The sequence below is a fragment of the Chryseobacterium hagamense genome (assembly GCF_007991455.1).
In the GTDB taxonomy this organism is placed as follows: domain Bacteria; phylum Bacteroidota; class Bacteroidia; order Flavobacteriales; family Weeksellaceae; genus Chryseobacterium; species Chryseobacterium hagamense.
The window spans coordinates 1-18,927 of sequence record NZ_BJYJ01000032.1; the positions used below are offsets into that span (position 1 = coordinate 1).

General features: G+C 41.5%; 19 protein-coding genes and 2 pseudogenes. 17 read left to right on the forward strand and 4 right to left on the reverse strand.

All coding sequences use genetic code 11. The features are described 5' to 3' along the window. Window positions 1-48 precede the first annotated feature (48 nt). The 15 genes and pseudogenes from CHA01nite_RS17575 to CHA01nite_RS17650 all read left to right on the forward strand — a co-directional run bounded on the left by CHA01nite_RS17575 (window position 49) and on the right by CHA01nite_RS17650 (window position 12,383). Entirely contained in the window at window positions 49-402 is a 354-nt protein-coding gene (locus tag CHA01nite_RS17575) for a four helix bundle protein (protein ID WP_146943783.1), read from the forward strand. A gap of 1 nt (window position 403) precedes the next feature. Then, on the forward strand, window positions 404-1,036 hold the full coding sequence (locus CHA01nite_RS17580) for an anthranilate synthase component II (protein ID WP_146943785.1): 633 nt from the start codon (window positions 404-406) through the stop codon (window positions 1,034-1,036). Next, entirely contained in the window at window positions 1,037-1,504 is a 468-nt protein-coding gene (locus tag CHA01nite_RS17585; protein ID WP_146943787.1) for a hypothetical protein, read from the forward strand. Window positions 1,505-1,539: 35 nt separating this feature from the next. Continuing rightward, the gene (gene trpD, locus CHA01nite_RS17590) at window positions 1,540-2,529 is read left to right on the forward strand and encodes an anthranilate phosphoribosyltransferase (protein ID WP_146943789.1); all 990 of its coding nucleotides are present in this window, start codon (window positions 1,540-1,542) and stop codon (window positions 2,527-2,529) included. Between the two features lie 10 nt (window positions 2,530-2,539). Continuing rightward, on the forward strand, window positions 2,540-3,319 hold the full coding sequence (gene trpC / locus CHA01nite_RS17595) for an indole-3-glycerol phosphate synthase TrpC (protein WP_146943791.1): 780 nt from the start codon (window positions 2,540-2,542) through the stop codon (window positions 3,317-3,319). An 18-nt stretch (window positions 3,320-3,337) separates the two neighbouring features. Beyond that, the gene (locus tag CHA01nite_RS17600) at window positions 3,338-4,009 is read left to right on the forward strand and encodes a phosphoribosylanthranilate isomerase (protein ID WP_228458447.1); all 672 of its coding nucleotides are present in this window, start codon (window positions 3,338-3,340) and stop codon (window positions 4,007-4,009) included. 325 nt (window positions 4,010-4,334) lie between these two features. Beyond that, window positions 4,335-4,787: pseudogene (tnpA, locus tag CHA01nite_RS20880) on the forward strand (IS200/IS605 family transposase). A gap of 267 nt (window positions 4,788-5,054) precedes the next feature. Beyond that, window positions 5,055-6,260, forward strand: coding sequence for a tryptophan synthase subunit beta (gene trpB, locus CHA01nite_RS17615; protein ID WP_146943797.1), 1,206 nt, complete (start codon window positions 5,055-5,057; stop codon window positions 6,258-6,260). A gap of 46 nt (window positions 6,261-6,306) precedes the next feature. After that, window positions 6,307-7,086: a tryptophan synthase subunit alpha gene (gene trpA, locus CHA01nite_RS17620; RefSeq protein WP_146943799.1), complete on the forward strand. Its 780-nt coding sequence runs from the start codon at window positions 6,307-6,309 to the stop codon at window positions 7,084-7,086. Window positions 7,087-7,118: 32 nt separating this feature from the next. Then, entirely contained in the window at window positions 7,119-7,853 is a 735-nt protein-coding gene (gene lipB / locus CHA01nite_RS17625) for a lipoyl(octanoyl) transferase LipB (protein ID WP_146943801.1), read from the forward strand. Window positions 7,854-8,012: 159 nt separating this feature from the next. Then, window positions 8,013-9,044 (forward strand): serine hydrolase domain-containing protein, encoded by a 1,032-nt coding sequence (locus tag CHA01nite_RS17630; protein WP_146943803.1) that lies wholly within the window; start codon window positions 8,013-8,015, stop codon window positions 9,042-9,044. 231 nt (window positions 9,045-9,275) lie between these two features. After that, window positions 9,276-10,229, forward strand: a complete 954-nt coding sequence (locus CHA01nite_RS17635; protein ID WP_146943805.1) for a protein-glutamine glutaminase — start codon at window positions 9,276-9,278, stop codon at window positions 10,227-10,229. Between the two features lie 634 nt (window positions 10,230-10,863). Then, window positions 10,864-11,496 (forward strand): NAD(P)H-dependent oxidoreductase, encoded by a 633-nt coding sequence (locus CHA01nite_RS17640; RefSeq protein WP_146943807.1) that lies wholly within the window; start codon window positions 10,864-10,866, stop codon window positions 11,494-11,496. Window positions 11,497-11,525: 29 nt separating this feature from the next. Beyond that, on the forward strand, window positions 11,526-11,960 hold the full coding sequence (locus tag CHA01nite_RS17645; RefSeq protein WP_146943809.1) for a MarR family winged helix-turn-helix transcriptional regulator: 435 nt from the start codon (window positions 11,526-11,528) through the stop codon (window positions 11,958-11,960). Continuing rightward, window positions 11,961-12,383, forward strand: coding sequence for an organic hydroperoxide resistance protein (locus tag CHA01nite_RS17650; protein WP_146943811.1), 423 nt, complete (start codon window positions 11,961-11,963; stop codon window positions 12,381-12,383). Window positions 12,384-12,507: 124 nt separating this feature from the next. Here the strand turns inward: CHA01nite_RS17650 and CHA01nite_RS17655 are convergent. Next, window positions 12,508-13,359 (reverse strand): annotated as a pseudogene (locus tag CHA01nite_RS17655) (PDDEXK nuclease domain-containing protein). Window positions 13,360-13,717: 358 nt separating this feature from the next. Between CHA01nite_RS17655 and CHA01nite_RS17660 the strand changes: the two are divergent. Together CHA01nite_RS17660 and CHA01nite_RS17665 are read left to right on the forward strand one after the other, a co-directional pair. Further along, window positions 13,718-14,839 (forward strand): lactonase family protein, encoded by a 1,122-nt coding sequence (locus tag CHA01nite_RS17660; protein ID WP_146943813.1) that lies wholly within the window; start codon window positions 13,718-13,720, stop codon window positions 14,837-14,839. Between the two features lie 161 nt (window positions 14,840-15,000). Continuing rightward, the gene (locus tag CHA01nite_RS17665; RefSeq protein ID WP_146943815.1) at window positions 15,001-15,486 is read left to right on the forward strand and encodes a hypothetical protein; all 486 of its coding nucleotides are present in this window, start codon (window positions 15,001-15,003) and stop codon (window positions 15,484-15,486) included. Between the two features lie 242 nt (window positions 15,487-15,728). Here CHA01nite_RS17665 and CHA01nite_RS17670 read toward each other — a convergent pair whose 3' ends face one another. From CHA01nite_RS17670 to CHA01nite_RS17680, 3 genes are all read right to left on the reverse strand, one after another. Continuing rightward, entirely contained in the window at window positions 15,729-16,349 is a 621-nt protein-coding gene (locus CHA01nite_RS17670) for a peptide deformylase (RefSeq protein ID WP_146943817.1), read from the reverse strand. 355 nt (window positions 16,350-16,704) lie between these two features. Beyond that, window positions 16,705-17,577, reverse strand: a complete 873-nt coding sequence (locus tag CHA01nite_RS17675) for a ChaN family lipoprotein (protein ID WP_146943819.1) — start codon at window positions 17,575-17,577, stop codon at window positions 16,705-16,707. A 321-nt stretch (window positions 17,578-17,898) separates the two neighbouring features. After that, a complete protein-coding gene (locus CHA01nite_RS17680) occupies window positions 17,899-18,927 on the reverse strand; it encodes a hemin-degrading factor (protein ID WP_146943821.1) in 1,029 nt (342 codons plus the stop codon).

Here is an 18,927-nt window from a genome sequence, read left to right on the forward strand (position 1 = left end):
ATTAGTTATTAGTTAAAATATTTATTAAAAAATTATAAAACACAAATTATGGAGTACACAAATTTAGATGTATGGGTTGCATCAAGAGAGCTTACTAAAAGTATATACGATTCAACTAAAAATTATCCGAAGGAAGAAATATTCGGTTTAACCAATCAGATCAGAAGAGCAGCGGTATCTATTCCTTCCAATATAGCTGAAGGATGCGGGAGAAATACAGCGAAAGCAACAATACAATTTCTGTTTATCGCAAGAGGTTCATTGTATGAGTTGGAGACCCAGCTATATTTATCTTATGATCAAAGCTATATAAATGAAAAGCAATTTACAGAATTGTTAAATCAGACGATTCTCTGCAAAAAATTATTGAACGGATTTATTAATTATTACAGAAAAAAATAAAATGAAACACATAGAACCATCAACACTAAGCCACAACCCATCAGCCACCACCCATCAACCATCGCTCAAAGTCCTGGTATTCGATAATTACGACAGCTTTACCTATAACCTCGTTCAGATGATCGAAAGGATTCTGGATACCAAAGTGGATGTGGTAAAAAATGACCGGATTCCCCTGGCTGAAATCGATCGATACGATAAAATCGTGCTTTCTCCCGGTCCCGGAATTCCTGAGGAAGCGGGAATTTTGCTGGACGTGATCAGAGCCTATGCCCCTACCAAAAGTATCCTGGGGGTATGTCTCGGCCAGCAGGCGATTGCAGAAGCGTTCGGCGGAAGTTTGATCAACCTCACTGAAATCTATCACGGGGTTGCTACGCCGGCAGATGTTATAAAAGATGATACGAAAATTTTCAGGAACCTTTCCAGTGGGATTGAGGTCGGAAGATACCACAGCTGGGTCGTAAATCGTGAGGACCTACCGGAAGAACTGGAAATCACCGCCGTGGACAAAGACGGCATGATCATGGCTCTGCAGCATAAAACTTATGATGTACACGGGGTCCAGTTTCACCCTGAAAGTATTTTGACTCCGAAAGGGGAAGTCATTATCCGAAATTTTTTAAGTAATTAAATGACAAAACAAGAATTTGATAAAGTATTCAGTTTAAATATAAGTAACAAAACCGAAAGTGAAGATCCTGAACTGTTGGAAATTTATGGTTATATACTTGAATATGAAAATTTTGACAGCGACTGGTGGAATGAAGATCATGGTACTAATGATTTAATGTATATCATAAAAAACTGCAGTGCTAATATTTTTGAAAAAATAAAGACTGATATTTCTAACTGGACTGCACATCAAATTGAATTGTTTACCCAAACCTTAAATTCAAATGATTTAAAGGATTTTAAAGTAAATGAAAGAATAGAACTTTATCTTCATTTATTTGAAATACAAAGAACAGATGTTGATTTATATGGTGCTTTTTATTACGGCAGAAATATAAATTTAAGCTTAGGAAATAATGATCTTTTAATCCGATTAGCAAATCGATTGCATTATGAATCAGTAGAGTGTCTATTAAATTCGAAGTAAAAAATGATACATAAAACGATAAAAAGAAACCTCAGATGAAAGAAATCCTTCAATACCTTTTTAATCACCATACACTGTCCAAATCGCAGGCGAAGGCGATCATGATTGAAATTGCACAGAATAAATTCAACGCTACGGAAGTAACGGCCTTTGTAACCGTTTTCCTGATGCGGAATATTACCCTGCCGGAACTGGAAGGTTTCCGTGATGCCCTTTTACAGATGGCCGTTCCGGTGAATATTGAGGCTGGAGATGCCATTGATATCGTAGGGACCGGCGGTGACGGGAAAAACACCATCAACATTTCCACCCTGGCAAGCTTTGTGGTGGCCGGCGCCGGACAGAAGGTAACCAAACACGGCAATTACGGGGCTTCCACCATCACGGGATCGTCCAATGTGCTGGAAGCGCTGGGTTATGAATTTAAAAACAGCTCTGAAGAACTTCAGGAAGAGCTGGACAAGGCCAATATCTGCTTTTTGCACGCTCCGTATTTTCATCCGGCCCTGCAATCGGTCGGCGCCCTGAGGAAATCATTGGGACTGAGAACTTTTTTCAATCTCCTCGGTCCGCTGGTGAATCCTGTAAAACCGCAGTTTTCGGTAATCGGCGTTTATAACCTGGAGATCGCAAGGATTTACCAGTACCTCCTGCAGAAAGACAATCGTGAGTTTACCCTTGTTCACGGGATGGACGGCTATGATGAGATCAGCCTGACGGATGACAGCAAGATCGTCAGTAAAAAAGGCGAATCTGTTTACACAACAGAGGATCTGGGTTTTACCGCCGTGACACCCGAAAGCATTCAGGCAGCCGGTACGCCGGAAGAAACGGCAAAGATATTCAGGAATATCCTTGAAGGAAAAGGAACGGACGAACAGAATTCCGTGGTACTGGCCAACGCAGCAGTGGCCTTATTCTCTACCGGTAAATCCGGAAGCTATGAAGACTGCCTTTCCAGGGCGAAAGACAGTTTATACAGCGGAAAGGCCTTACAAAGCCTGAAATGTTTGTTGAATGAATAAATGACCGGTTATGAATATTTTAGATACAATCATCCATAGGAAGAAAGAAGAACTGGCCTTTTCAAAATCAAAGGTTTCCGTTCAGCAGCTCAAAGATTCGGAATTTTTCGGGAGAAAAAGTTTTTCATTAAAAGAAACTTTAAAAACCAAAAGCGGAATTATTGCTGAATTTAAGAGGCAATCCCCGTCCAAAGGAGTCATCAATAACAAAGTCCCGCCGCTGGATGTGGTTTCAGCTTATGAACAGTCTGGAGCCAGCGCAGTTTCGGTGCTGACGGACCGGGATTTTTTCGGCGGCAGTTTCAGTGATATTTTAAGCATCAGGAACCACATCCAAATTCCTGTTTTGAGAAAGGATTTTATGGTAGACGAATACCAGTTCTATGAAGCCAAATCCATCGGTGCCGATGTCATTTTATTGATTGCGGCCTGTCTTTCCCCTCAGCAGGTTCAGGAATTTACGGCACTTTCCCATGAACTCGGGCTGGAAGTATTGCTTGAGATCCATTCGGAAGAAGAATTGAAGCATATTAACCCGGATGTTGATCTCGCGGGCATCAACAACAGGAACCTGAAAGATTTCAAAGTGGATTTACGGCATTCCGTTGATCTTAAAAACAGGCTGCCCGAAGGCATTTTATCCGTTGCTGAAAGCGGTATCTATAGTGAGGAAGATTTTATATACCTGAAGAAAAAAGGCTTCGACGGATTTTTGATGGGTGAATATTTTATGAAAGACGAAAACCCTGGAAATAAATTCAAAGAATTTATTTCCAATGTAACTATATAACAATTTACCAATATAACAATGATAGAAAGCCAAAAGCCATCAGCCATCAGCCATCAGCCGAAGCTCAAAGTTTGCGGATTGACCCGCATCGGGCAGATTCAGGAACTGATTTTGATAAACACTGATTTTCTGGGCTTTATTTTTTATGAAAAATCACCACGGTATGTGCTGAATCATCTGACGTTGGAAGAAATTTCAATGATCGGCCATCAGGCAAAGGTCGGGGTTTTTGTTAACGCAACTCTGGAAAAACTTGCAGAAACGGCAGATCAGGCAAAACTGGATTTTATTCAGCTGCACGGCGATGAAGATAAAGATTTCATTGCTGAACTGAGAAAAATGATCAACCCTGAAACCGGAATTATTAAAGTCATTAGAATAGGAAAACAGACACCGGATGAACTACAGAGAATAATCAACGATAATGGGTTAATGGTCGACTACCTGCTCTTTGATACCGATTCCCAAGCATTCGGCGGAACAGGGAAAACATTTGACTGGAATCTGCTGAACAAAATAAAGATCCCCCTTCCCTATTTTTTAAGCGGCGGGATTTCGGAAGACAATATTAACAATACTGCAATGCTGCATCAAAAACCTTTTGCAATTGATATCAATTCGAAATTTGAAATCGAACCGGGGATTAAAGACGTCGGAAAGATAATAAATTTCGAAAAGAAGATCAGATAAAAAGTCCCGAAGGGACGGCTTACAACAGAATCGGATAAAATCCGGTTTATACCAGATTGGAAAACAGATGATGTATTGATGAACAACGGAAAAATATGAAATGGATAATGACGGTAATGGATGGGCGATAAAAACCGGACTGCATCCGATCCTGAATTAAACCGTCCCTTTGGGACTTTACTGTCAAACTTCTTAGTTTTAATAAAAATGAAGCAAGTATATTTAAAAATAGCATCAGAAAAAGAAAGTTCTGGAGGGACGGCTTACAATAGAATCGGATAAAATCCGGTTTACGTTACCAACATTAAACCAAAAAACACAAAAAATGTCACAATCATTAGTCAAAAATTATGTCCATATTGTTTTCAGTACGAAAAACCGGGAAGATTTTATTGATGAAAACGTTGAACAAGAGCTATTTTCTTATATCGCTGCATTATGTAAAGATTTCGGAAGCATTGCTTTACATATCGGAGGGACCGATAACCACATTCATATTCTCTGTTCGCTGTAGAAGAAAATCGCATTGATGAAACTGGTGCAGGAAATTAAAGCTCATTCCTCAAAATGGATAAAAACAAAAGGTAAAAAATATAAAACCTTTTTCTGGCAGGACGGCTATGGTGCGTTTTCTGTAAGTAAAGAAAATGTATATCCGGTTATTCATTACATTAAAAACCAAAGGCAACATCACAAACACGCTCATTACAAGGATGAACTGATTGCGATTCTGCAGAAACATAAATTGGATTATGACGAAAAATATATATGGGAGTGATACAGATAAAATGAAATCGACACAAAAATACAACTTCATATCCAAATCTGGAAAATCACGTAAAGTCCCGAAGGGACGGCTTAGAACAGAATCGGATGCAGTCCGATTTATACCAAATTAGAAAAAAAAGATGTATTGACGGACAATGGAAAAAATATGAAACGGATGATGACGGTAATGTGTGGGCGATAAAAAACCGGACTGCATCCGATCCTGAATTAAATCGTCCCTTTGGGACTCACAAACAATTAAATTAAAATATACAAAATGAATTATAAAAACCCGGATGAAAACGGATATTACGGAGAATTCGGAGGGGCATTTATCCCTGAGATGCTATACCCGAATGTTGAAGAACTGCAGAAAAGTTACATCGACATTATTGAATCGGAGGAGTTCCGGCAGGAATACCAGGAGCTTCTGAAAAATTATGTTGGCCGTGCGACCCCTTTGTATTTTTCGGGGAATTTAAGCCGGAAATACCACACTAAAATATACCTGAAACGGGAGGACCTCAACCATACCGGAGCCCATAAGATCAATAATGCTTTGGGACAGGTTTTACTGGCCAAACGGCTTGGAAAAAGCAGGATCATTGCGGAGACCGGTGCCGGCCAGCACGGGGTGGCTACTGCAACGGCCTGCGCACTGCTGGGACTGGAATGCATCGTTTATATGGGAGAAGTGGATATCCAGCGGCAGGCGCCGAATGTAGGACGGATGAAAATGCTGGGGGCAGAAGTTATTCCCGCCACTTCAGGTTCAAAAACCCTGAAGGATGCGGTAAATGAAGCCCTACGCGACTGGATCAACAATCCGGTGACTACCCATTATGTGATCGGAAGTGTGGTTGGCCCGCACCCTTTCCCGGATCTCGTGGCAAGGTTCCAGAGCATCATTTCACAGGAAATCAAAGAACAGCTTCTGGAGCAGGCCGGCCGGGAAAATCCGGACTATGTGATTGCCTGTGTCGGTGGCGGAAGCAATGCGGCAGGAACCTTTTACCATTTTGTGAATGAGGAAGACGTGAAAATCATTGCAGCTGAAGCCGGAGGTTTCGGTGTGGATTCCGGGAAGTCGGCCGCGACGACTTTCCTCGGAACGTTAGGCGTTTTACACGGCAGCAAAAGCCTGGTGATGCAGACTCCTGACGGACAGGTCATTGAACCCCACTCCATTTCCGCAGGGCTGGATTATCCCGGGATCGGACCCTTCCACGCCAACCTGTTCCGGGAGAAACGCGCTGAATTTTTCAGCATTACGGATGAGGAGGCATTGCAGTCGGCCTTTGAACTCACCAGACTGGAAGGCATCATCCCGGCCCTGGAAAGCGCCCATGCCCTGGCCGTTCTGGATAAAAAAGAATTTAAAGAAGATGATATTGTGGTCATTTGCTTAAGCGGCCGCGGCGATAAGGATATGGAAACGTATTTGAAAAAGCTGGATGAAGGAAGCGGGAAGACGGAAGATTAACCCACAATAAAAATAAATCAATTTAAATTTAAACTAATTTAATTTTATGAATGATAATAACATCCAGCACCCAGCCTACGGCTTCCAGCCTCAAAAAAAACTAAACATCTACTTCACCGCAGGAATCCCGCAACCGGAAGATACTGCCGATATTATAAGACTGATCCAGGATTCGGGAGCCGACATGATGGAAATCGGGATGCCGTACTCCGATCCGGTGGCAGACGGACCGGTCATCCAACAGGCCCACGAACGGGCCCTGCAGAACGGAATGACCATTGAAAAACTGTTTACTCAACTGAAATCCGTAAAAAATCAGATTACCGTTCCGGTGATTTTAATGGGGTACATCAATCCCGTCCTTAGTTTCGGCTTTGAGAATTTCTGCCGGGAATGCTCGGAAAGCGGAGTCTCAGGATTAATCATTCCTGACTTGCCGCCGATCGAATTTGAGAAGAAATACCGTGACGTTTTAAATAAGTATCAACTGAACTTCACTTTTCTGGTTACTCCGGAAACTTCGGATGAAAGAATTATGTACCTGGATTCCTTAAGCTCAGGATTTCTGTATGCCGTCAGTTCTTCATCCACCACAGGAAATGAACATGCGGTTCTGAAAAACGAAAGTTACCTCTCAAGACTGGCTGCCCTTCCGCTGAAAAATCCGGTGATGATCGGTTTCGGCATCAAATCCAGGGAAGATTTTGAAAATGTGACCGAAAAAGCAGATGGCGGAATTATCGGGACTGCGTTTGTAAACGTCCTTTTGCAGCATGAAGACTGGAAGAACAAAGCTGCTGATTTCATCCGTTCCATTAACGGTTAAAAATCACTAAATTTGTACAGTCAAAAAAGGATATGAATACCATTCAGAATAAAACCGTCGCATTTGAAGATTTAGGAACCCGGGATTACCAGTCGGCCTGGGATTACCAGGAATCGCTGATGAAGAACATCATTGATCTCAAAATCAAAAACCGTGATCTTCCTGCCGGGCAGCATCTGGCAACGCCCAACCATTTTTTACTGGTGGAGCATCCGCACGTTTATACGCTTGGGAAAAGCGGTCACGAAGAAAACATGCTGGCCGGAATCGATAAGCTGAAAGAAATCGATGCCACCTTTGTGAAAGTCAACCGTGGCGGTGATATTACCTACCATGGTTACGGGCAGGTTGTCGGTTATCCGATCCTTGACCTGGAAAATTTCTTTACCGACATCCACAAATACATGCGGAACCTTGAGGAAGTCATCATCCGCACCATCGCCGAATACGGCCTGAACGGCGAACGTTCCCCGGGTGAAACCGGTGTCTGGCTGGATGTGGGGAAACCGTATGCCCGGAAAATCTGTGCGATGGGGGTAAAAGCATCCCGCTGGGTAACCCTGCATGGTTTTGCCTTAAATGTAAACACCGACATGCGGTATTTTGAATACATCATTCCATGCGGGATCAAAGACAAACAGGTAACTTCGCTGAAAAGGGAACTTGAAAGGGAGCTGACGGCTGAGGAAATGGAAGAGCTCAAAGCGAAGATCCGTAAACATTTTGAAGAAGTTTTTGAAGCGGAACTGCAATTCAATAATTTGTAACGATAACAGCAAAACATCAGGTGATTTTTTAAACCGCTTTTGTTTCATCAATAACTTATCCCGTCATCTGTATGGCGGGATAATTTTTTTATTCGTTCCCTGATTTTTAGGGCAGGATTGAATTATTAATTTTATTTTTGCCGCTTAAATAAAAACTTAATGACACGGACTTTCAGATGCCTCTGGCTTCTCCTATTTTTATCCTTCGTCAATTCCTTTGCACAGGAACAATATATTTTTGAGATCGACAGCCTGATCAGTCTTAAAAGCCCAAGAAATTTCAACGGCGTTATCCTGATTGCCAAAAAAGGGAAAGTGCAATATTCAAGGGCTTATGGAATTAAGGACATCTACAATCCGGTTCCGCTGCAGATCAATGACCCGTTTGAAATCATGTCGAACACAAAGCAGATAACCGCTGTTCTGGTGCTGAAAGAAGCTGAAAAAGGAAAGATTGATTTGCAGGCCCCGATTGGAACATACCTGCACAACCTCAACCAGCCGTGGGCGAATTCGGTCACGGTCCATCAGCTCCTGAACCACACCCATGGAATTACGGATCTCAATAAGCCGCTGGAATTCAAACCGGGATCGGATTTCAAATACGGCAATCTTTCCAATATTCTTTTAGGGAAGATCATCGAAAAAGTATCGGGACAGTCCTATAAATCAGCGGCAGAAAATCTATTCCTGAAATTAGGGATGAATGACACTTTTTTCTATTTGAAAGACGGAAACAGAAAACCGGTAACCGGACATATGACTGACCATAATGTATTCAGTGCGGTTGAGGAATCTTTGATTACTGACGAAAATCTGCCTGCGGACGGGATCGTTACCACAGCAAAGGACCTTTCCACATGGAACAGTGCGCTTCACAAAGGAAACCTCCTGCCTCCTGAGATGTACCGGTTGATGGTGACTCCGTCAGCTATGTCCCGGCATGATGTTTTCGGGAAAGAGAAAACGGGCTATGGTTACAATATCAGAATCGCCAAGGATCACGGGATTTCCTATTTCGGGCATACGGGTCTCGGTGACGGCTTTGCCTCGCTCAACATCTATTTTCCTGAAAGCGACGTAAGCCTGATTGTCCTGGAAAACCAGATGAATGAAAACAGTGATTTGTATTATTATTTTGAAAAGGAAATTAAAAACATCATTTTAAGCAGCAATCTGGTAGAGGAATAATCCTTTTGCATCCGGTAAAAAAGCGGTGTTCCAGAAACTTTTCCATATTCCGGTTCTCCTGCTATCCCTCTAAGTAAAAGGAATGGACAGGGAATCCGGTTACACATCAGATGCCTCATTTATTTTTTAAATAAAAATATTTTTCCCATTCATTTTTTTATTACATTTAATATCACAAAACAGTGAACTAATTATACGGTTCATTACCTATTAACCAAACAAAATAAAACGATGAAACAACTTCTGTTATCCATGATGGCATTGGTGACCTTTGTGTCCTTCAATGCCTGTGCAGATTCAAACGCCGGCCAGGATCCTGCGCTGGCCAGGGAATTCAACGAAAATGTACAGAACTTCGGAAGCACCGTTCCGGTAACAATGGAAAAAGAAAACGGTAAATACCGGGTGAACTTTATCCTTACCGCCCAGAATTTTGAAATCCGGGACAGCGAAGAAAATGCAAGGTACATTTCCATGATCCGCGAGGCTGTGAAAAATGAGACGCCGGTCCATGTTTTCCTGAGAGCCCAGACAAATGAAATTGTAAAAGTTGATGCGCCGACGGAAGAGGATATCCGTTATTTTAAATCGCTGCTGACTAAGGAAACCCGTACGGAGACCCAGAAAGCCGTAAGTGTGATTCCAAACCAGGCTACGCTGACCAGTCTTTTCAACCAGATCAGGAACCAGTCCTGCGGAACATCCACCGCCTCTTCTCCGTGCATTACTTTCAGGTATGCGGTTGACGGCTGCTATGCCAGAGCCCACAAGATGAGACAGATTCTCCTCAACGCCGGATACGACTGCGAAAAACAGTTTGTTTACGGCAACCTGAAAGCTTCCACCGGCACCTGCTGTGTATCGTGGGGATATCATGTGGCCATATTGGTTAGTTATAAAAATGCTTCGGGAACAGTTGAAAAAAGAATCATCGATCCTTCCCTGTTTACCAGCGGCCCCGTAACGGATACGGCCTGGAGAACTGCCTGTGTGAATACGAGCTGCGGAACGGCATCTGCTTCATCATACACCAACACGGCAGGAAACGTCTATTACAGAAGCCCGTCGGGATCGTTATTGTATGATAACAATTATATGAATACCAACTGTGTACTGACCACCTTTGCTTCTCTTTCCGGATGCTCCCCAAGCCCGGCACCAAGTGTTTCAAGCTGTGGATTTTAATTAAAAATAATATGAAGCTCCTGTATTTTGCAGGAACTTTTGATTTAACGTGAATCCTGCCATATCAGCATATTCAGATAATTGTTTAATTCAGAAGTAAAATTAAGGCTGATTCGGTCAGGACTTTAAATAGAATTCCTTTTGGCAGAACGAAAGGAAGATTTACGCATCTGACAGGATGTTATCCTATCCTGTAACCAAGCGGTCCCTGCGGAACTTTAAATACTATAAATCAGATCTTGGTTTAAAGATAAAATGATAGCTGTTTTATTTGGGATTAAATAAAAATTTCTTCTGATGGAATGACAAAATGTTTAGTTTGATGATTAACACCATTGATCCTCTTTTTGGCAGGAGAGACTTCCGGCACCCAACTTCCAACTTCCAACTTCGAGTCTGTTAACTCCGGTTCTTCTTCGAGTTCACGTTAATTTAATAATACTTCCGGTATCCGGCTTTCCCCTCTCCGTTCTTCCCTCCTTCAGCCGTTTATATTATATTTATTTGAAAGAATATTAAACTTTATAGATACAGGAAATAATTCATTTAGATAAACTTAACCCAATTATATTGTACACAATTTAATTTGGCAATATCTTTGCAGTATAGAATTCAACAAAAAAAATTTAACAACATGTCATTAATAGAAGATTTAAACTGGAGACACGCGGTGAAAGCTTATGATCCGGCTAAAAAAGTATCGGAAGAAGATTTAAATAAAATCCTGGAGTCGGCAAGGCTTGCCCCAACTTCATCCGGACTGCAGCCTTTCCGTGTGATCGTAGTGGAAAATCAGGAATTAAAGGAAAAAATGGTTCAGGGCGCCTTGAACCCTGAAGTGATGCGGGATTCTTCCCACGTATTGGTTTTTGCCGCCTGGGACAGCTATTCCGATGAGAAAATCGATAAGGTGTATGATCACCATACGGATGTGAGAGATCTGCCGAGAGGACGTTTTTCCAGCTACACCGATAAAATCAAGGAGATGTACGGAGCCCAGACGCCGGAAGAACATTTTGCCCACACGGCCAGACAGACCTATATTGCACTTGGACTGGCGATGGCACAGGCAGCCGAACTCAGAGTAGACACGACCCCGGCAGAAGGTTTCAGCAATGAAGTAGTGGATGAGATCTTAGGATTAGGAAAGCTGGGATTAAAAAGTGTAAGTCTTCTTTATATCGGATACCGTGACGAAAACAACGACTGGCTTTCCCACATGAAGAAAGTAAGAATTCCTATGGAGGAATTTATCATTAAAATGTAAAAAAAATTCAACTTTCAGTTTCAGAAATTATGGAAAATCCCGAATGCCTAAAACTCGATAATCAGCTCTGCTTTCCGTTGTACGTGATTGCCAAAGAGATGACAGGGCTTTACCGTCCGTTTCTGGATGAGCTGGATATTACCTACCCGCAATACCTGGTCATGATGATCCTTTGGGAGCATGACGGCCTTCCGGTAAGCAGTATCGGCGAAAAGCTCTATCTGGACAGCGGTACCCTGACGCCCCTGCTGAAAAGACTTGAGGCAAAAGGATTTATCTCGCGGAAACGGAAAAAAGAGGACGAACGGGTGGTTGAAGTATTCATCACGGAATCCGGGAAAGCTTTGCAGCTGAAAGCCTGCGAAATCCCCGGAAAGCTGCTGAAGAAAATCGATGCTGCTCCCGAAGACTGGATCGCCCTTAAAGAAAGTGTTCAGAAAATATTAAACAAAATAGAAAAATAAATGAAAACCTTGTACACTACAAAAGTTACGGCAACCGGAGGAAGAAACGGCCATGTAAAAAGCGAAAACGGAATTCTTGATCTAGAAGTAAAAATGCCTAAAGCACTAGGAGGAGCCAATGATGATTTCACTAATCCTGAAATGCTCTTCGCTGCAGGATACTCCGCCTGTTTTGACAGTGCGCTAAACAGAGTTATTTCCCTTTCAAAAACAGAAACCGGAGAGACTACCGTAACCGCAGAGGTAAGCATCGGCCAACTGGATAACGGCGGCTTCGGACTGGCAGTTCAACTGGACGTCAACATTCCCGGCGTTTCCCGGGAAGAGGCCCAGTCTCTGACGGAAAAAGCCCATGAAATCTGTCCGTACTCCAATGCCACGCGAAACAATATCGAAGTGAAACTTTCGGTAACGAATAATTAAGATCATATCTTTTGAATTATAGGAAATCTGCTTTTCAGGAAGCAGATTTTTTGTATTTAATATCTATTCCTTATTATACTTTCAGATATTATCCGATAGCTAGTATAAGAAGCGCTTTAATCAATTAATCATTTTCTTCATTTTCGTGAATAAATAAATCATGTAATTTTTCCTGCAACAATTTTTTATCAGGAAGCTGTGTCTTATATTCTGAAACCATTGTAGGAGAAAGACTTCTACTTAAGGCATATTCTACAACCTCGTTATCTTTGTCTTTACATAGTAAGATTCCAATGCTTGGGTTTTCATTTGTTTTCTTTACATCTCTATCCAATGCTTCAAGATAAAAATTGAGCTTGCCTAAATGTTCAGGTTTGAATTTATCAGCTTTGAGTTCAAAAGCGACCAAACATTATAACCCACGATGATAAAAAAGTAAATCAATGTAAAAATCTGACGAACCCACTTGAACATTGTATTCTTCTCCTACAAACAAAAAATCTTTTCCTAACTCCAGAATAAAATCTTTCATTTGTTTGATTAAGCCTTTCTGCAGATCATTTTCAGAATGCAAATCCGGCAAGTTTAAAAAATCAAAAATATAGGTATCTTTAAAGGTATTTATAATTTTTGAATCCATTTCTTTTAATACAGGAGAGGTTTTAACTGAATTCTTGACCATCGACCTTTCAAATAAGCTTGCGGAAATCTGACGTTCCAATTCTCTTTTAGTACAATGCTCCTGTTTAGTTATTTGTAAATAAAACTCACGTTCTTCTTGTGTTTTACATCGGGAAAAAATAACCATATTATGACTCCAGCTAATTTCTCTCACCAGTGGTGAGAGTTTTGGAAAATCTTTATATGTTTCATAAAATTGCTTCATTCTCCATAAATTCTTATCTGATAAACCCTTTATTTCAGGCTCTGTTGTGATGATAAATTCCGATAATTCTTTCACTATAGACTGTCCCATTCACTTATTTCTATTTTTTGGCTAATGTAACCTCCAACATTCCAATAAAGACTGATCAGTTCTGAATTTACAGCTTAATGGCATTATTGCGGGAATTTTTAATAATTTGAATAATATCGGAAAACTGGATTTTCATAGAATATAGAATAAAGTAACGATAACAAATTTACTGGAATATTTTATATGAAGATAAAATCTGTAGAAATCTCTTAATTGAATTTATACACATTCAAAGATCAAAACATGTTGTATGTTTGTTTTTTTATTACAAACTCAATTAAAAATTTAATAACATACTTGCCATTAAAATTATTAGTATGTTTACCACTCGAAATTTCAATATTATAAAACACTATTTGTGAAACCAATCCTTTTTCTTATCATTTCTATAATAAGCTTATCCAAGATTCACGCCCAGCACACCTATACTTTTTTCGGTTCTTTCAATCGGGATAAAGATACGGAAGGACTCTATGTTTATGAACTGGATACCCTTAGCGGGAAATTATCGAAAGTTACTTCATTTACAGGAATGCTCAATCCTTCTTTTCTTACGGTTTCGCCCAATGGAAAATATGTTTTCGCCTGCACGGAAAGCAAAACGAAAAACGGCGGAAGTGTCAGCAGCTTTGCATTTGATCCCGAAAAAAAGTCGCTCACGCTGATAAGCAAGCAGAAAAGCGGCGGCGAAAACCCTGTTTATCTTACCGTCCACCCAAACGGAAAATGGCTGGTGAACGGAAATTATACGGAAGGAAGCGTTTCGGTGTATCCCGTTTCTGAGAACGGGCAAATCCAGCCGTATGTCCAGAATTTTCAGTTTGCCGAAGGGAGTGAAGACCCAAACAGGCAGGAACGGGCACATATCCATTCCACCGTTTTTTCTCCGGATTTCAACTATATTTTCTTACCGGATCTGGGAGCGGATAAGATCAGAACGTACAGGTTTGAAACCGAGAAAGACCAGCCGCTACAACCTGCAGCGATTCCTTTCACGGCAACGGTTCCGGGAAGCGGGCCGAGACATCTCACCTTTCATCCCAACGGGAAATTTGCCTACTGCATCGAAGAAATGGGCGGAGCCGTAAGTGTTTATTCGTACGATAACGGAAAGCTGAACAGCCTGCAGCGCATCCATACCCATTCTGAAAAATACAAAGAAAATTTTGAAGGTTCGGACGTACACGTTTCACCCGACGGCAGATTCCTGTATGCCTCCAACCGGGGGAACGAAAATAATATTGCTATTTTCTCAATCCGGGATGACGGAACTTTAAAAACCGTCGGCTACCGGTCTACCAAAGGACAACACCCGCGGGTGTTCAATCTGGATCCGGATGGCAAATTTTTAATTGCCACCAATGCCGGAACCGGTACTGTTGTTGTGTTCAGGAGAAATCCGGAAACAGGATTGCTGAAGAAAGCAGGCAGGAAGATTAAAATCAAAAGTGTTTCGTGTGTGGAGATTAGGAGATATTAATCATATCTTTATCAGCTATAAACTTTTAGTATGGAAATGTACTATATTGAATAGTGTTCCGGATAAAACAGGTTCCGTTATAGCTGCTCACGCGTCACTGCCCGTTGTAAAAAATATGAAACTTTAATGCAAATAATCCATCAAAATAAATAATTATCCTCATGACCAAAACCTGTCTTCTGGATCTCTTACGAAAATCAACGAAGGAGTGTTACGAATTTGCAAAAAATTATGTTGCTGATGATCTTCCCGAACGTTTCATTTATTGCGTTTCACTCAACGTTTCCTGTGACGATCCTAATCTTAAAGGATTTGATATTTACCCTGAGGATAATGACCGCAGACTAGAAATGGTAAAGGATACCGATGTTGCAGAGCTTTTGTACAGGAAAGGCAAAATACCGGTTTGGATCAACATTTCCGTGGAATGTGTTCACAGGAACAAAACCGTTATCCAGCTTTTGTGTGCAAGACGTTATTCCGATAAAAGTGAAGACTATTATTACAACCATTATGATATCGTATCTCCATTTGGTATCAAAAGCCCTGCCCTTCCTATCGACCATAAAGAGGGAGAAAAAATCAGATTAAAAAACAGGTATAAAAAGTCTTTCTTAAATAGGCTTAAAGCAGCATTCAATTATTGACCAATTAGATAATAAGAAATTAGAAGAATATTAAAACAACGTAAATTTGATCGTATTTAATTCGTTTTAAGAAGACCAAATAAATAAAAATGATGAGAATTTAATAAAGTTTTCAGCCTTATAAAAAAAAACATTTTAACATTCAGGATTCTTAAAATACCATGACTGAAGATACTTCCGGCATCCGGCACCCTTCTTCCGGCCTTTTAATCCGGTTTCAACTTCAAATTCATATTAATTTATCACAACATCACTTTTTTAAAAGCCTCTACCTGCTGATACCGGTCCTTGGATTCCCTTTCCTTTTTATTAATAATCAGGATACCGGAAAGATGGTCGATCTCATGCTGAAAAATCACGGCGGTGAATCCTTCGACGATCTCCGAATATTTCTGCCCTTTCAGATCAACATATTCCAGCTGAATGACCGTACTGCGGTAAAACCGGTCCCGGAAATCGGGAATTGAAAGGTCACCTTCAGGTCCGAGGTTCTGAATTTCGGATTTCCAGGTAATCAGGGGATTGATGAAATATTCCAGCGGTTCTCCCGGCTTGTCGAAACGCTGCACCCAGATCACTTTTCTATTGATCCCGACCTGCGGTGCCGCAATGCCCACGCCGCCATCCGTAGATAGTAAAGACTCCTTCATCCTTCTCACCAGAACCGCCGTATTTTTATCCAGCGGATTGATTTCCGAAGAAAGACTCAGCAAGGTTTTGTGTTGATGCTCATCGGTGGTCTGGTAAATCGGCAAAGCCGTCCGGATATCGCCCTGATTGATCAGGGAAACCTCATCAGCCGTAAGCTTCTGGGCATTGATGAAACCGATAAACAAGATGAATAGAAAATAAAGTTTTTTCATGCTGAGCAATTGTTGAACAAAGATAAATGATGTTTTTAATATTTTAACCAACTAACTCCATCGGGTTTTACGGATGATAGCGTGTCTTCGGCTCCGCTCAGCCACCGGATGGCCGTTTATTTACATGACAGGATGTAAACTAATAAGATGTACGAAACAAATCTGAGAAATTCGGCACCCCGTTTGTCATTCCGCAGGAATCTCAACAGCTTATAAAGTCTGCATCTGAGTCAAAGCATAGGTTACGGTTCAAAACAGCCTCTTTTACTCAAAATTCACTTGTTCCTTTTACCTCTTCCGTGTCTCTTTGTACTTTTTCCCTGGCTCTTTTTACTTTTTCCCTGGCTCTTCTCGTCTAATACGTTTTCGTCATATCTGCAGGAATCACCAGGTTAAAATCCGTCGGGATGTATTCTTTTTCCGGTACTTTCAGTTCGGGATCGTCAGATTCAAAGACAGAGATCACGGCCATTTTCAGGTTCGGGTTTTTCTGTCTGAGATACCAGTAGATCCCGCCGAATTCCTTGCTGTGGTAATTTCCGTTGTAATGGATAAACGTCTTTCCGGGCTGAAGGTTTTTCAGGATCGATTCTGCCATGGTGGCATCCTTGATCGCCTGGGCCGAAATAAAATTCATTACTTTCATTTCTTCCGTATGGTCGCCCATCATTTTTTTCATTTCGGGGTAACCGGGCGTTTCAAGAGTGACTTTAATCGGCAGTCGGGCCATATAGGTTTTGTCCTTTGCCGGCAGTTTATTCAGGGATTCCAGTCCTTCTTTTGAAACCTGGGAAGCATATCTTCTCGGGACATTGGTTGCGATAAACGGTAATTTTTTATCCTTTGCGAAATCAACCAGCGGCTGGTAATCGGTGGCAAAATTGTTCCACAACCTCGCCGAATCTTTCAGGGTTTTGGCATCGAATATTCCGTTCAGGTATTTGTTTAACTGAGGCTGATTGTCCCGTTCAAACATTTCCGCGCCCAAGATCAACTGCCCGTTTTTCTCCTGATCCAAAGCTTCGGTCACTTTCAGCTGCAGCCAATGGTTGATGGAACTATTGTGGTTTTCGCCGAAGAATACGATGTCATAACCGGCCAGTTCATGAACCACTTTTTCCGTTGGCATTTCATTTCCTTTTTTATCATAAAACTGATAGGATTTAAAATCCTGTGCATGAAGCGAACAGAAAGCAACCAACAATATAGAAATAAGAATATTTTTCATACTGAATAATTTTTTAATGCAAATGACACCAATAGGAACCACAAAGATCACGATATAATTTTAAAGATAAGCCTTCTGAATTTTTAAAACCTGTTTAAATTTAACTTAATAATATATTTACATTTATCAGGCAAATAAATCTGCGTAATCTGCCAAATCTGCGGGAGTATAAAAACAATGCCCATGTACAACGGGCTTAAACTTAATTTCAGATCAGCATCATCCGTGTCATTTGTGAAACTTTTCGCGACATCCGTGTTTTAACCGAAGAAAAAGCCGCCCTGCAAAAACAGAACGGCCTTAAAAAAATAATCTAACTATTTATTTTTCCAGCCCTGCCACTAGGTCTTTCCATTCCTGCAGCTCAGGGATGCCCGGTTTTCTTTTTCCGAAGAACTGAACGATAAAGTCCCCTTCTTTATTGAATACTTCAATCGCCGTTACTTCGCCGTCTTCCGTCGGTTTTTTCACAATCCAGGCTTCTGCTATTTTTGTTACGTCAAGGTGTAAGTTGAAGTCCGGGTCCATCACGTTGAACCACTGCTGGTGCCATAAGGTTTTCTTCACGTTTCCGGTGTGGATCTGGATAATCCCTCTGTTTCCTACGAAGATCATGATCGGAAGTTCTTTTTCCGAAGCGTCTTCCAGCACGTTGACCACTTTGGAACTTTCGATTTTTTGGGTAAAGCCTTCCGGAGCCAGTCTCAGGGCCTGGGTTCTGCTCACGCCGAATTTCCGGGTCATCATAAAGAAATCGTGGGTATCTTTCAACGCTTTCCATGCATTTCGGAAACCTTCCACATCGATTTCAGTGTCCGGTTTTTCTTCCGCTTTCGGAGCCACCGCTTCAGATTCAAAAGAGGTATCCTGCTCATCAGACCTGAATTTTTCAACCAATGCATCAAAGGCTGCTTCATTGCTGTCTTTGGTCAGGTAAATTTTATGAAGGGCCAGTCCGTCCTTTCCGAAGAACTGCAGACTCTTCCGGTCTCCTTCCGCTACGGCAAAAGCAAATTTCCAGTGGTTCAGGAAAATCCTCAGGTCGATATCTTCCCCTACGAAAAGCTGGGCGTGCGGACTGCTGAAATCACCGTTCCGGTAAATTCCTTTTCTTTCGTGGACGCACTCGTCGTTACGGGTAAGCGCCATTACTTTTCCCAACTGTTCAACTTCCGTAAGAATATCCTTAAATTCCGGTTTCAGTACCGTTACCCCTTCCCCGACGCCGGTTGCCAGCAATTCAGCTTCGCTTACGCCCAGTTCTTCTGCTGCATTCCTTATTCTCACGTGCGGATTTTCAGCTTTAAGAGCTTCCCATTTTTCTTTCAGATCATGTACTAATGTGCTCAT